Here is a 13,890-nt window from a genome sequence, read left to right on the forward strand (position 1 = left end):
GTTGTGTCGCAGGCACTGGCGGACAAGCTGTTTCCGGGGGGCGGCGCCGTCGGCAAGTTCCTGTATGCCGATGCGCAGCACCCCATCCAGGTGGTCGGCGTGGTCAAGACGCTTTCCCGGCCTGTTCTGAAGACCGATGCAGACAATGACATGTCACTCATCCTGCCGTTGATTCCGGACGGGCCCCGCGTGATGTTCACCATCCGTGCTGCGGATGGGCGAGTGGCGGACGTGATTGCGTCCAGTGAGGCCGCGTTGTCGCAGCGCGATGCGAACCGCACCATCGCCCGCAGCATCTCGTTCCGGGAGCTGCGCGCCGACTACTTCCGCCACGATCAAACCATGGCGATCATGTTCCTGAGCTCCGGGTTGGCGCTGTTGGTGGTAACTGCAACGGGCGTGTATGGACTGGCCAGCTTCTGGGTCCGCAAGCGGTATCGTCAGATCGGTATCCGGCGCGCACTGCGCGCCCGCAAATCCGACATCCTGCGGTGCTTCCTGGTGGAGAACCTGATTCTCACCGCCGCCGGGTCTGCTGTCGGCACCGCACTGGCCATCGGCCTGAACATGGCCGTGGCCCGATACTACGAGGTAGCCAGGATCGAGGCGCCATTTCTCGCGATTGGCGTGCTGACCGTGCTTCTGTTGGGCCAGGCCGCAGCCTATGTTCCGGCTCGACGAGCAGCCAAAGAAGCCCCGGTAGCGATCCTGCGCAGCGCTTGACGCCGACGGGCCGGTCATTGCGTTTCATGGAGTATGCATTGTCACGCTGCCATCAGCCCATCCGCGGCCCCTGCCGGCTCTGCTCCTGCTCTTGCGTCTGCGCTTGCGCCAGCTGCTGCGACCGCTCCTGGTCCTGAGCGCCGAGGCTCCGGTTGGCCGCTGCATATTGCTGCTCCGGTGCGGCAGCCAGCGCGTCCTGCGTCGATATATGCACCCGGTTGGCAGCGGGATCTGATGACGCGCCCGGCCCTGAGCGCATCACGAACAGTGTGGTACCAGCCGCATGGGTTTCGGTGGCCTCATTCAACGCCAGGTCTACTTTGTCGCTGGGCTTGAACCCGGCTTCTGCCGCAAGCCTGTAGGCGCTGGCCAGCAGGCGGTCGCTGCTCTGATCCCACGGTTTGTTGTGCTTTTCATCCAGTATGGCCACTGACGAGCGCAACTGCCCCAGCAGCCCGGCGTCTTCCGGGCGCAGGGCTGTGCCGTGGTGCTGGTCTACTTCAGTTCTGTGCTGCGTGGCGGGCGTGGTGGTGTGTGGCGAGGGTGCGCTCGGAGGAGCGACCGCGGGTGGCTGTTCCTGCCCTGCGGTAGCGCGCTGCGCGTGCGCCAGTGCAATCTCCGCCGGCGTGGTGACGGAAACGATCTGCATGCGCTCGTCATCTTTCCCTGCCAGTGTAGCCAGCGAGCCATCCTTCTGTACCTGCAGCATGAAGGTGCTGGAGCCGGGCAGGGAGCTCGCGTGGTCCTGGGCAACCGCGGCTACAGCGTCATCAATTTCTTCTGCGTTGCGCGCAATGCCGGCGCGACGGTAGGCGTCCACCACCTGGCTGCGTAGGCCGTACTCGGTTGGCGTGGGATTGGCGCGGGCAATGTCGGCCATGGACGTCAGCTCCTGCACGCCGACCTGCTGGCTTTGACGCGTGCGATTGAGCTCCTCGATGATGCTGCCCTCGGCCGGGTTGGTGCCATACACCCAACCCGGTGTCTGCCACTGCCCGTTGGCGTCCTGTGTGTACTTCTCGCCGTTGGAAGCGCGCAAGGGCTGGGTCTGGGTCTGCGCGTTGGCGATCACCTCCGGTACCGGCTCGATGGTGGCGAACTCGTGCCAGTTGTACTGGTTGAACGCCACTTGGTAACGGGCGGCGAGTGCCTCCGGCGTGTTGGCGGCGTTCTGGGCAATGATGCGCTGCGATTCCAGTTCCAGTTGGCCAGCCTTTTCCGGGCTGACTGACACGCTGTGGTCGAAAGGGACGCGCCCATCAATCATTGAGTGGATGGAGAGGTTCCATTCGCCGTTGTGCGGGTTGCGCACGTAGTGGCGGTTGGTTTCAAACGGTTCGCGCGGGGGCGTGTTCTCTCCGCTTGCATCCAGCTTGAAGGGGTTCTGCGGTTTGGGCAGGTTGGCCATGCCCAGCGAATATGAGTCGTTGGCGGCTTTGTAGTTCAGCTCATCCACCAGCCGGCCACCGGCGGCCACCGTGGTATCGCGGTAGCTTCCGTCGGGCTGCGGCGTGCGCACGCTGCGGCTCCAGGTGCCATTTGAATCTTCCGGGTCGCGACTCCATTCGTTGCCGCTGCGATCCACTTGGGTGTAGACCGCTTTCTTGTCCTGGTACTGGGCCCAGTACTCACCGGCGAAGCCACCGGCCACGCCGCCCAACAGCCCGGTAGCCAGCGCACCTGGTCCGGTCCACGAGCCGGTAACGACTCCGTACCCAGCGCCCAACAGGAAACCGCCGCCGAAGCCGCCCGCGGTACGCCCCACGAAGTGGGTGGCAGCTGATTTTGCGCCGGCGTCGTTGCCCTCGCTGCGCAACTCGGCCACGCGGTGGCCGGTGATGGCGAAGTCCACGGCCAGTGCGGCGACGCCCGCGGCACCGAGTACGCGCGCGCCGGTAATCTGTCCGCGCGCGGCGGCGGCAGCTTCGGCGGCACCTTCCGCAGCACCCGATCGCCCTGCAGTGCCAGCCAGTTCCGGAGCCGTGGTTGCCGGGCCGGGGCGCACGATGGTCAGTGGCATTTCCGGGTTGAACGCAGTGCGCACGCGGACGGCGGTGTGCTCGCTCAACGGCAGGCGGCCGCCCTGGTTGGCCTCTTGAATGGCGGTGCCCAACGATGCGCGGCCACCCCAGCGCTCGCTCAGGGCGGAGTTGCCGGGTTCGTCGATAGCATCCAGTGCCAACCTCACGTTGGCTTCGGACTGGGTGACGCCGCGCCAGCGCAACTCGGACGGATTGAGCGTCTTCAGTTCCGCAATCTGCGTGGCGTGGGTGCGCTGGTAGCCGTCCAGATCAGAGAAGAAGGTGCGGACCTTGGCGTTGGCTTCCGCCGGGGTCATGTTCTCGGGCGTGTTGGTGACCAGGTCGCCGTTGAGGATGCCGGCGCGAAGGGTATGTTCGAGGTTCTGGATGCGGGCACCCATACGCTCGGCCGCGGCGGCCCGCACATCCGGCGGCGTCTCCTTCGACAGCAGAGCGCGGCCATCGGATGTTTCCGCGAGGTCGTCGAGAACGAACTTCAGTTGATCCGAGTACGCACTCAACGGACCGCCTGAGTGTGGCGAAATACTCAGCCTGGTCGCCAGCGCAGGGTTCGCGGGCAGGTTGAGAATGTTGTCGGGTCCGTGGAGCGCGAAATGACCACTCCTGGCAAGCGACTTCAGCAGCTGGCTCTGTTCGAACGCAATCTGTTCGATCAGATGGTGTCCCTGAAAAACCGGTGTGTCGGCCATGCGCACCACCTCATTCAAGAATCCGTTTGAAAGAGCTCGTCTTAAATATCGGCTACATCGCGCAGCCGTACGCCGGAGAAGTTGGCCGCACTCAAAGCATCAAACATCGCGCGGTCGCAGATGGGCGGTGCTCCCATGCGATCCTGGCGGAAGATATGGGCATCTCCCACAACATCCTGTTTGAACACCAGGCTGGCTCCGCCGACGAGGCTGTAAAGCTTCTCGTCCTCGCCGGTCTGATAATTGTGGTCGAGCTTGATCCTCACGCGGGAAGCGGCTTCATCCAGGGCGTCGAGCCTGCGCAGCACATTGCCCAGGTAGTACCGAGGGCCGGGGCTGCCGTCAGCAAGGCTGAAGTCGCAGGCCACAAATGCAAACGCCTCGGCGTCCAACTCCTCAAACAGCTGCTTCAACGGCTCCGAAACAATCCATATGCCAGCGAGCTCTTCCAGATCGCGTGGCATTCCGCCCTTCTCCGGCACATGAACCAGATGGGGGCGCTCCGGATACTGGTCTGGCGTTCCATCAGGACGTGAGACGACATTCATCCCCGGGTCGATCAGCTTCTCTTCGTTGGCGATCTCTATGCCGGGAACCTTGCCATTGCCCAGGAGGCCGGCGTCGATCAGGAAGAATTCGCCCTTGTGAGATGCGGCTTCGGCTGAAACTTCAATGGGAGTCGATTCGGTCACGGGGGCTTCCATCATGGATGCGGGGGCAGGACGGGAAAGCTGTCGAGCCGATGCTAGCGGGGCTGCAGCGCAGCCACAAGTTCCACCTAAACGGTGCCGCGATACCCGATTTACGTGAATCCCGGGAAAATTCGGGACAATGCAGAAGATGGTGCTGTGACTCATTCGACTGCCTGCAGTAGTCCGCGGGATGGACGAAGCGACCAGGGGGAAACCTGCCAACCGCGGCCCGGGTCCTCAAACAGACACCGCTGCTGATCAGGCACCGCCCCGCCGAAGCGCCCAAACCGTGCCTCAAGCCACGATGGCCTTGCACTCTCCACCAGCAACCGGCCCTTGCTCTGGTGGAGATCCAACCAGCGCTCGAAACTGATGCGAAGGCGTTCGATATCCGGCGCCCGCCACCGGGCATCGGCAGGCATCCGGATCAGCACACGTGAAGGGGCGTTCTCCACGTCCATCACCAGAACGCCCTTGCACCAGATCTCGAAGGACGTCACCCCGGCATAGCGTGTGTGCAGTTCAAAGCCCTCATCCGCTTTCGCGGTAACGAAGCCGAGTGCATCACTGTGCAGTAGCCGGTAATCGGCTGGCTGCAGCTTCTGGTAGGCCCACACCTGATCGCCCGCTGGCTCGGGCCATCCCGCCCATACCGCGCCGATCACCACGATGCACACCGCCGCAGCGGCAAGGCCGTGCTTCTTCATTCGTCACCCCCGCACGCAAACAGAACGTCACGCCCACAAGCGCGCCCTCAGTCCTGTGGCCGCATCCGTTCGTGGATGAAGGCGGTGAGTGCGATGTCGGCCATCACCAGCCCCTCCATCACCCGGTCGCCCACGTACTGGTCGGGCTCACCGTTCTGGCGCGTGCGCTCGGCCGCGAGTAGGAGTTCCTGCACGATGCGCTGGCCCGTCAACGCGCAGTCGGCGTCGGACAACTGCATCTGCCGGCTGCGCAGGTGATGGCGTTCGGGCCAGGGCTGGCCGTCGGCTGCAGCGCCTGCGCCGATGCTGCGCAGGATGGCGATGAGGCTGTTGGGGTCCAGCGCAGGGGAGGGCGAGGGCGCCTCCTGGATGGGGCGCGGGGGAGGGGAGTGCGGCGTGGTCATGGCAGGCTCCGTGCAAGCAGGCAGAAGCCGCCACCGATAAAGGTGGCGGACGATGCGTGGCTCGAAAACCGGATCACTAGACAATGCCGGCGGGTACAAGACCCCCACGCACCGCCCGCCATAGCCGGCAGACGGATTGCCAGCCGGCACCACGCGTGGTGGTGCCGGCTGACAAGCGTAAACAACTTCTAGTGAATCGGGTTTTCGACGCCCGGCCACCCGTTGTCGGTGGCTCTACCAGAGTTGCCTGATGTTGTTGGAAATGCCAAGGGGTTGGGGTCAATGCCGCCAAAGCCCGAGACGTTTTTGGCATTGTCGCATAGGGCAGGTTGGCGCGAGAGGCGTGGGGCGGGTAGGTTTCGCCACCTCATCGGTGGATTAGCCAGATGCTGGTCTTACATGGCGCAGTTCATGCCACATGCGACATGGCTGGACAGGAGGCCGTTGGTGTTGGAAACGATCGGAAGCACATAAGTTACTGGCCCAGCTGAACTACTAACGAGTTCACATCACAGGATCTCAATGGCCAGCGTGCCACCGCTTGGCCGGATGGAGCTTGCGAGTATCGGGCTGGCATGACTCAGGAGCAAACTAGTCGCTTCCCCTTGCTACGCCATGAGTCGCGTTGCAGGGAAATCCCATTGGGCTGGCTTGCCGACTAAGCCTCAGGGAACGAGAATGATGAATATCTACTTTTGCACAAAAGGGGTGCTACGATAATGGAAGTGCGTGAAAACGAAGCCTTTACCGATCTCCTGCGTGACGCTGCTCTTCAGGCCGAGAAAATGGGTTATCGACCTACTCATTTCAAGCGAATGCTCGAGCAATATGGTGGATATGAGACGGTGCAGCGCGTGCTGGCTACTGGGAAGCCTTCCGATGGCTTCGCGCGACTGTGGGAACTTAGACGACTAGATCTGAGCTGTGAAGCGCTGATTGTGGAGACGAGATGGCGCCAGTATTTCGATCCCGCTCTAATCGCCCGTGCAGAAGCACTGCTGGCTGGGACGGGGTATTCGTTCAAGCCATACACTCCGCAATCCAATGCTGCGCCATTGCCGCTCCACAATGCCTTGGACGATGCTGCCAATGAAGCGCAGGACACCTCCTTGCCTGTCAATGACATACGTATCAATTCCTTCTTCCGAGATATCCTGCTAGCGCCGGTCGCGAATGATCGCTGGTCATGGGGCTCCGTAGATGAGACGCAGCGGCGCGTTTTTCTGCGGGTGTGGCGTGACGACATCAAACAGCACAACGGTTTGGAGATTATCCGAGTGCTTGCTCAACAGCACACCAATCGCCATGGCTGGGCCGAGCGCCAGCGTCACTTGGAGTTGATAAATAGTGGCTATGATGCTTATGCGATTGTCTGTGTAAAGGGGGGCACGCCTACGACAAGCATTGGTAGCTTTGAGTCCGGCCATCTTTCATGGTTGAGCGCCCTGGCCAATATTGAGGGCGACCTGTACATGACGCTCGGCTCTACAGTGGCCGTGTCATCCCTATCGTCGCATACGTCGGGCGGGGACTTGGAACGAGACCTAGCGCAGATCCGTGCGAACGAACAAGCTGAAACGACTCGGACGGCCTTGACAGATGCCCGTCTGGGACAGGGTCGCTTCCGCCGTGATCTCATGCGTCTATGGGAGGGCAGGTGCGCTGTCACTGGAACCGCCATTGCAGCGCTTTTACGCGCATCACACTGCAAACCGTGGCGCGATTCAAACAATGATGAACGGCTGGATCCCCAAAATGGTTTGCCGCTTACGGCAAACCTAGATGCGTTGTTCGATGCGTTGCTCATTAGCTTTGATGACGAGGGCGGCATGCTGATCAGTAGCGTTATCACGCCAGAAGAACGCGAGGAACTTGGGATTCCCGCCACCCTTCTGAAGAAGCCAGGGCCGGAACTGAAGCGCTACTTGGAACATCATCGAGAGAGATTCAACTCTCGACGTATCGCATCGTAATGCCTTGGGACTTAGGAAGCAGCTGCCTGCGAATAAATATCTCCTTTGGAGATTGGTTGCATATGGGGGGTGATGTCTCGTGAGCCTCTGAGTGAAGTATCGATTATCCGTCGGGTTTCCACCCTGGGGGAAGTTGAAGTGTGTAAGGAAAGTTGCAATTGATCCGGTCGTTAACGTTATTTCTATGACTCAGGACTCGGCATTTCCACGGGTTCAATCATATTATGGCTGCCTTGGTCCTGCCGTTCAGTCCTAGCTAAACACGGTAGTTTCTGTCAGTTGCACGCTCGTGTAGTTCAAGAGCGTTCGAACGGGAAGCCGGACGGAGCGACGGTGGTTCGTCCGAAATCGGCTGCCCTTGGGTGTGAGGGTGTTTCATTGATAAACACTTCCCATTAACTAGGAGTCAGCGATGAAATGCATACGCGGAGCCTCCCTGCTGTGCGCCAGTGTATTGACCCTGTCTGCTCCGGCCTTCGCCGGTGAGCCCGTTAACGGTAGTGGCCCGACCAAGTCCGCAGCTGCCGATGACGCCAATCGGAGAGCAGCCGAGATTGCCAAGAAGAAGGGGATCAGCGGCGCTGGCGGAACCTGCTACACGCCGGCGAAGATTGAAGAGTGCAGGAAGGATCCCGATGGGGGTTTCATCTGTACCGCCGTCGTAGCCAACGAACATGGCAGCTGCGGTAAATGATGTGGCCTGCAGCGGCGGTCAGTGACTGAGGGTCGCTGCAAGGCGAAGATCGCATTACTTGTAAGCCGATACACGGCCGGCTAGCCGGTCGTGTGTGGTGACTTCACTCGTATGGTGAAGTGGGCCGGGCACTCTGCCGGTCGTCTCTGGAATCGTGTCAGGCAAGTGATGGCGGCTACAGTGCGGTTTGATGCCTTGCAGGCAAAGCGCAAGGCTTTGTTGAGCCAAGAGCGTGAATCAGGCATTCGGAGGAGCAGAATGAGATCACCGACGAGAATGACATTGCTGACATGCCTCACGGTATGCCTTATGGCCTGCAGCAAGCCCGACGTAAGCCCCTCCGGCAAAGCTCCCAACGGCGTGGTCGCAGGGAGTAGAAGCGAAAGCTACGGCCCCGAGTCCGCCGCGCTGATGGAAGCCAAGGCCCGCTCCGGCGATGGGCACGCTCAGGCGTTGGTGGAGAATCACTACCGCGAGAATGGTAATGCAGCGCTGTATAGGCAATGGATGGAAGAGGGGGTTTCGAGAGGAGACCCTGCAGCGATGCAGCGCCTCGCTTCGCATCTCATTTCGTTAGGCGGAAGCGAAAACTGCCACCGGGCTGAAGTGATGCTCATGCGGGCGGGTGAGCTTGCGACGGGTGAGTACGCGTCGCTCAGGGAGGGGCTAGGTTCCACGATGCGACAGTTGAAAGGCGAGATACCGGGTAGCACGCCTTGCAGATAAGGGCACACGGGCGTGCCGATCCTCCCCTTCATCAATTGATGATCTCGCCACTCCCGGACGCAACGAACTCCCTCAGCTGCCGAACGAGCTCTGCGTCGTAGGCTTCCCACTCCGTAATCTCCCCAACAACCCGCAACGGCTCCGCACTCCGATACGACCGCGTCGGATTCCCGGGAAACTTCTTGTTGGTCACATTCGGATCGCCCTCAAATGGCCCGGTCGGCTCCACCACATACACGGGGTCGCCCCTCACCCCGCGCCATCTCCGCAGCCAGTCCAGCACCTTTGGCAGTGCGGTGAAGTAGATGTGGTTCATCACCATACTGTCGCGATAGTTGGAGCGGAATCCCGCGTTCAGCAGTTCGCCCACCGCGAGGTCAGCGCGGGTGCCGTGATAGAACGGCCCAGCAACCTGGTCGCAGGTGTCATGGGAAACGGCTATCCATTCGGTGTCGTGTGCCATCGGCACTGCCCTACCTGTCCTGCGGGATCGACAGGCCGGCGAGTCTAGGGCGCCGGGCGGGCCCTGCCGCAAGGCCCCATCGGGGAAATAATCTGTAAGTGGGAGGCGCAGTGCGCCTCCTTTTTTATTGCGCGCCGGGATCTTCAAGCTCGCGCGCCTTCAGCAGCACCGCGCGCTGCACTTCAAATTCTTCACGCGTCACCTAGTCCAGCCTGGTCGGCCCGGCCTGCAGCGCGCCCTTGAAGGTGGCTTGCGTTCCAGCTCAATTGCCACGGCGCTTGTTCACATCCGCGCGGGATTCATTGCTGAAAACGATGTGGCTCAATTCCTCATTGAAACATGCTGCGACGAAGCCATTGGACATGGACCACTCAGTGCAACCGGTGATCCCAAGGTTGTCCGTGGGAGGGCCATATCTTCCTTCCAGTTCTGCACGCAGGCGGACGCGTTCGCCCGCCGATACCGAAGAGAATGACATGGCAAGCATGGTGGCTCTTCCATCGCGGAGAAAGGCAACGAATTTTCCAGAGGCACCCAGATAGTTGGCGCCTGGCCCCACGCAGCTAGACTCACATTTTGCGGTGGGGAACGCCTTGCGAATCTCTGCAGCGGTGGCGCCAAGATGCAGACCGTTCATGTCGAAAGACTCGGCTGCGGCTACGTCATGGGGGAGCAGGATTGATGTGCAGAGCAACAGCAACGATGAGGCCGCGAGCCGCACGGTGGCTTGGGTCATTGGGAGGTTTCCATGGCACGACGAGCAGCCAGGATTACTTGCTGATTCATGCCTGGGTGATTCACCTCGTACGCAAGCAGTAGAGCGCTTGCCCGTGGGTCACCTGCATCTCGGGCGGCCATGATCCCTGCAGCGGCAGACTCTGGCGATTGTGGATAGGCCAGCGTGGAGAACATTGCGCCAAGGAGATAGCCCGTAAACGGACTCTTATGGGTAGACTGAATCTGGGTTGAAAACTCGTAGGCCTTGAGAGCGTAGGATGCAGCGGGGCTCGCTTTATAGGCGGTCTCATCGACGCCACGCAGGTGCAGGTATGGCGTCGCGCGCTCGAGCATCCTGTCAATGTAGAAGGCCATCGCCTTACCATCGCCGTTGCTCGCCCATTGCTGCAGCTGGTTGTCGTTCATCGCTCGTGCCTGCAGCCATTCGTCAATACTGGGGAACCCCGAGTCTTCCAGGTAGCGCCGCTCCTGTTCGTTCTCATAGGCGATGGCGCCGAAGTAGCGGTTCTTGATCGAATGCAGGTATGCGGCCTTGTCTTCAGGCATACGACGCACCTCTTGTTCCCAAGAGGTAGCGATGGGCACGTCTGCATCGGTGTGAGCAGGCACGGGCCGAGTGACCGTGGTTGGCGTCTTGTGTGTCTGGTCGTTGGCCGCAGATGCAGGGTTGGTCTGCTTTGCACCGGGGGCGTGACTTTCAGTAGCCGCGCAGCCGAAGAGTAAAGCGAGATGACCAAGCAGCAAGATAGTGCGAGCGCGCATTGTCATATAAGTTCTCTACAAGTGTCAGTTGCAGGAGTTGGCGCGGACGTTCTCTGCCCACACTGCGCACGATCTGTCTCCAATTGAACTAGAGTAGGCGGACTGGGCAAACCCCGTTGTCGAGACGGCGCCATGATAGAGCCCGGCAAAGCCGAGGCATACATTGTTCTGTGGGGAGTTCCCTCCGCAGGCTGAGATCATGTCGTCCCGAAAGGTGTAGTCGCACTGCTCTTTGTTCCCACCAGATGCCCAGCAGGTGTCGTGACCATTGCATGAACTTTGAAAGCTGACGCCGGGGTAGGGGGCTTGAAAGTCACCTGAGTAGGTCGGGCGGGATACCACTTCAAGCATGGCGTCGGCAAAGACATTTGCCAATTTCCCGGTGCCGCATCCATTCGGCATATAGGGTGGTTTCCCCGGAACCTGGATGCCCGGCGATGCAGGCGGATTACTCTGGTTGCAACCAGCGGGTCTGGTGGCCTTTAGAGAAGAGCAGAATTTGGCTTGGTGAATGGGAACGTCTTCCAACAGGCCCATGTATGGAAATTCTTGATCGTAGTACATCTCATTGAAGCGCTGCTCCTGCAGGCCCCGGAGCATATCGCCGCACCCAATGCCCATGCAAACGATTGTTCCTCCGCCGACCTTTGGGGCAGTTACAGTCACGGTAGTCAGCGTGCTCTGTGAGGAAACAGGAAGCGCGACGAAAAAAGCCGCGATAAATGAAATCCTTCCAATCCGCTTCATGCGTATCAGTCCTTTGATTGTGCGGAGCGAGGCAATGGAGCTTGCGGTGTTTTGCATTTTCCTATTGTGGCTTGTGTATCATGCAATAATTACTAATGTAAATGGGGTTGTCCATTTTCTAATCAGGCGTTAGTTTTTGGGCTTCCGAGCCCGAGGCCTATGGATCGATCATAATCGCCGAAGGCGCTTCATTTGACCTCTTGGACGTTCTGTTCGAAGAGCTCGGCAGGCGAGGCTGAATTTGCTGTTTACTGCGATTTAATCTAAATACTGCGCTCCTGCTGCTTTGGAAGCAGCGTCAGCTGACGCTTGCATTTTTTTGACGTCTTTAACGCTCCAGGTCGGTTCGCGGGTCGTTGAAATGCCTGTGGCGCTGAGAGTGGCGCCGCAGGAAGGCACGCCCTAGGTCAATCGGAAGAGATCGCGGTATGACATCGGTATTGCCTTGACCTCAGTTGATGATCTCCCCACTCCCCGAAGCAACAAACGCCCTCAACTGCCGAACGAACGCCGCATCGTAGGTTTCCCACTCCGCAACCTCCCCAACAATTCGCAACGGCTCAGCACTCCGATACGATCGCGTCGGATTCCCCGCAAACTTCTTGTTGGTCACATTCGGATCGTCCTCAAACGGCCCTGTCGGCTCCACCACATACACACGCGGTCGCCCCTCACCCATGGCCATCTCCGCAGCCAGCCCGGCGCCCTTGGCAATCGTCGTGAAGTAGACGTGGTTCATCACCACGCTGTCGCGATAGTTGGAGCGGAATCCCGCGCTCAGCAGTTCGCCCACCGCGAGGTCAGCGCGGGTGCCGTGATAGAACGGCCCGGCAACCTGGTCGCAGGTGTCATGCGAGACGGGTGTCCATTCGGTGTCCTGTGCCATCGGCACTGCCCCTACCTGTCCTGCCGGATCGACAGGCCGGCGAGTCTAGGGCGCCGGGTGGGCCTTGCGGCAAGGCCCCATCAGGGAAATAATCTGTAAACGGGAGGCGCGGTGCGCCTCCTTTTTTCATTCTGCCTTGCTGCGGCCTTCCAGCTCGCGCACCGCCGTTTCCAGCGCATCCAGCTTCTCGCGGGTTTTCAACAACACCGCACGCTGCACTTCAAACTCTTCGCGCGTCACCAGGTCCAGCTTGGCCAGCCCCGCCTGCAGCGCGCTCTTGAAGGTGGCCTGCAGTTCCTCGCGCGATTCGCGCAGGCCCGGCGGCACCAGGTCGCTGAGGCGACGGGCGAGGTCATCGATTTGGTTCAGGTCGATCATGGGGTGCTCCGTGGGGTGGTGGGCCTGCGCATCCGGCGCGGCCACGGCGGTTCGGCGATAAGGATACTGCTGGCCCCGGCCCGCCGGACAGGCGCTGCGGGTTTCGCACCGGCCGCGTTCAGGCGCTATCCTCCACGCCGGAATACAGGAGATAGACGATGAAGATGGTCATGGCGGTGATCAAGCCGTTCAAGCTCGACGACGTGCGCGAAGCGCTGGCCGAGCGCGGGGTCACCGGGATCACGGTGACGGAAGTGAAGGGCTTCGGTCGCCAGAAGGGCCATACCGAGCTGTACCGCGGCGCCGAGTACGTGGTCGACTTCCTGCCGAAGGTGAAGCTGGAAGTGGCGGTGACCGACGATCAGGTGGAAGTGGTGGTGGAAGCCATCGTGAAGGCGGCGGGCACCTGCAAGATCGGCGACGGCAAGGTGTTCGTGTACGACCTGGGCAGCGTGGTGCGCATTCGTACCGGTGAGCTGGACGCGGACGCGTTGTAAGCAGCTTGCGCGCGTAGCGCGGGGTTTTGCGTCGCCGGAACGAAGAGCGGTCGAGCAAGCTCGACCCCTACCGGTGAAGCGGGGCGGTGGTTACCGCCGCTTCGCCCATTTGTAGAACCGCTTCCAGCCTTGGCGCACGGCCGCCACCCAACCGGGGTCGGCCACCATGGCTGCCTGCGCGGCACTCGGCGCCTGGCCGGTCACGCGCTGGCGCATCTTCAGCAGGTTCTTCATGTCGCTGCGGCTCAGTTGCCGGCTCAGCGGGTTGCGGCGCAGCCAGCGCGGTACGCGCCAGGCCGAGGTGAAGTCCAGCAGCACCGGAACGCCAGCGCTGACCACCACGTTGGTGCCATGCAGGTCGTTGTGGGTGATGCCCGCCGCATGCAGGCGGGTGATCGCGTGCTGCAGCTGTTCGAACACTTCATTGCCCACGGCCTGCGCGGTGCTGAGCGTCTGCCCGGGGATGAATTCCATGCCCAGCGCCAGGCCACCGAGGGTGCCGAGCAGGGCAGGGGCGTGCTTCCAGCCGCCCAGGCGTTCCAGCATGCGCGCCTCGCGGCGCACCATCAGCCGGGCGATCGGCGACACCGGGGTGCCTCGGTAGCGGGAGTAGTCCTTCACCACGGCCGGACGACCGTCCAGGCAGGTGCGGTAGACATCGGGGGCGAGGAAGCGTTCACCGCGCTTGAGCAGCAGCGGCGCCACGGCGTCATCGCCGCAGGACGGGGAGGGGGTGATTGAAGGGATCATCTGGGGTCTCGGGCGACCC

General features: G+C 61.2%; 14 protein-coding genes and 1 pseudogene. 3 read left to right on the forward strand and 12 right to left on the reverse strand.

What is annotated here, in order from left to right; translation table 11 throughout:
• Positions 1 to 3: 3 nt before the first annotated feature.
• Complete coding sequence (locus ACQ5SA_RS18410; RefSeq protein ID WP_499315465.1) at positions 4 to 723, forward strand: FtsX-like permease family protein; 720 nt, start codon at positions 4 to 6, stop codon at positions 721 to 723.
• A 52-nt stretch (positions 724 to 775) separates the two neighbouring features.
• On the opposite strand, the gene ACQ5SA_RS18415 is transcribed toward ACQ5SA_RS18410, so the two are convergent.
• The 4 genes from ACQ5SA_RS18415 to ACQ5SA_RS18430 all read right to left on the reverse strand — a co-directional run bounded on the left by ACQ5SA_RS18415 (position 776) and on the right by ACQ5SA_RS18430 (position 5,257).
• A complete protein-coding gene (locus ACQ5SA_RS18415) occupies positions 776 to 3,454 on the reverse strand; it encodes an XVIPCD domain-containing protein (protein WP_499315466.1) in 2,679 nt (892 codons plus the stop codon).
• A gap of 41 nt (positions 3,455 to 3,495) precedes the next feature.
• Positions 3,496 to 4,158 carry an imm11 family protein gene (locus ACQ5SA_RS18420; protein ID WP_499315467.1) on the reverse strand — a complete coding sequence of 221 codons (663 nt, stop codon included), beginning with the start codon at positions 4,156 to 4,158 and terminating at the stop codon, positions 3,496 to 3,498.
• 149 nt (positions 4,159 to 4,307) lie between these two features.
• Positions 4,308 to 4,853, reverse strand: coding sequence for a cold-shock protein (locus ACQ5SA_RS18425; protein WP_499315468.1), 546 nt, complete (start codon positions 4,851 to 4,853; stop codon positions 4,308 to 4,310).
• Positions 4,854 to 4,900: 47 nt separating this feature from the next.
• Complete coding sequence (locus tag ACQ5SA_RS18430; protein ID WP_499315469.1) at positions 4,901 to 5,257, reverse strand: hypothetical protein; 357 nt, start codon at positions 5,255 to 5,257, stop codon at positions 4,901 to 4,903.
• 719 nt (positions 5,258 to 5,976) lie between these two features.
• Here ACQ5SA_RS18430 and ACQ5SA_RS18435 point away from each other — a divergent pair.
• Positions 5,977 to 7,230 carry an HNH endonuclease gene (locus ACQ5SA_RS18435; RefSeq protein ID WP_499315470.1) on the forward strand — a complete coding sequence of 418 codons (1,254 nt, stop codon included), beginning with the start codon at positions 5,977 to 5,979 and terminating at the stop codon, positions 7,228 to 7,230.
• 1,451 nt (positions 7,231 to 8,681) lie between these two features.
• Here ACQ5SA_RS18435 and arr (ACQ5SA_RS18440) read toward each other — a convergent pair.
• The 7 genes and pseudogenes from arr (ACQ5SA_RS18440) to ubiK all read right to left on the reverse strand — a co-directional run bounded on the left by arr (ACQ5SA_RS18440) (position 8,682) and on the right by ubiK (position 12,624).
• Complete coding sequence (gene arr, locus ACQ5SA_RS18440; protein WP_499315471.1) at positions 8,682 to 9,113, reverse strand: NAD(+)--rifampin ADP-ribosyltransferase; 432 nt, start codon at positions 9,111 to 9,113, stop codon at positions 8,682 to 8,684.
• A gap of 124 nt (positions 9,114 to 9,237) precedes the next feature.
• A pseudogene (locus tag ACQ5SA_RS18445) lies at positions 9,238 to 9,366 on the reverse strand (accessory factor UbiK family protein); the annotation flags it as partial.
• Positions 9,367 to 9,375: 9 nt separating this feature from the next.
• Complete coding sequence (locus ACQ5SA_RS18450; protein WP_499315472.1) at positions 9,376 to 9,849, reverse strand: hypothetical protein; 474 nt, start codon at positions 9,847 to 9,849, stop codon at positions 9,376 to 9,378.
• Positions 9,846 to 10,397: a hypothetical protein gene (locus tag ACQ5SA_RS18455; RefSeq protein WP_499315473.1), complete on the reverse strand. Its 552-nt coding sequence runs from the start codon at positions 10,395 to 10,397 to the stop codon at positions 9,846 to 9,848. Before ACQ5SA_RS18455 ends, ACQ5SA_RS18450 begins: the two co-directional genes overlap by 4 nt.
• Before the next feature lie 240 nt (positions 10,398 to 10,637).
• A complete protein-coding gene (locus ACQ5SA_RS18460; protein WP_499315475.1) occupies positions 10,638 to 11,360 on the reverse strand; it encodes a hypothetical protein in 723 nt (240 codons plus the stop codon).
• 451 nt (positions 11,361 to 11,811) lie between these two features.
• Complete coding sequence (gene arr, locus ACQ5SA_RS18465; protein ID WP_499315476.1) at positions 11,812 to 12,246, reverse strand: NAD(+)--rifampin ADP-ribosyltransferase; 435 nt, start codon at positions 12,244 to 12,246, stop codon at positions 11,812 to 11,814.
• Positions 12,247 to 12,372: 126 nt separating this feature from the next.
• Positions 12,373 to 12,624, reverse strand: coding sequence for a ubiquinone biosynthesis accessory factor UbiK (gene ubiK, locus ACQ5SA_RS18470; RefSeq protein ID WP_089237467.1), 252 nt, complete (start codon positions 12,622 to 12,624; stop codon positions 12,373 to 12,375).
• 158 nt (positions 12,625 to 12,782) lie between these two features.
• Between ubiK and ACQ5SA_RS18475 the strand changes: the two genes are divergently transcribed.
• Complete coding sequence (locus ACQ5SA_RS18475) at positions 12,783 to 13,121, forward strand: P-II family nitrogen regulator (RefSeq protein WP_499315478.1); 339 nt, start codon at positions 12,783 to 12,785, stop codon at positions 13,119 to 13,121.
• 90 nt (positions 13,122 to 13,211) lie between these two features.
• Here the strand turns inward: ACQ5SA_RS18475 and ACQ5SA_RS18480 are convergent, their stop codons facing one another.
• A complete protein-coding gene (locus tag ACQ5SA_RS18480; RefSeq protein ID WP_236508963.1) occupies positions 13,212 to 13,871 on the reverse strand; it encodes an RIO1 family regulatory kinase/ATPase domain-containing protein in 660 nt (219 codons plus the stop codon).
• Between the last annotated feature and the right edge of the window lie 19 nt (positions 13,872 to 13,890).

This window comes from Stenotrophomonas indicatrix, from assembly GCF_050573115.1.
Classification (GTDB): Bacteria; Pseudomonadota; Gammaproteobacteria; order Xanthomonadales; family Xanthomonadaceae; genus Stenotrophomonas; species Stenotrophomonas lactitubi_A.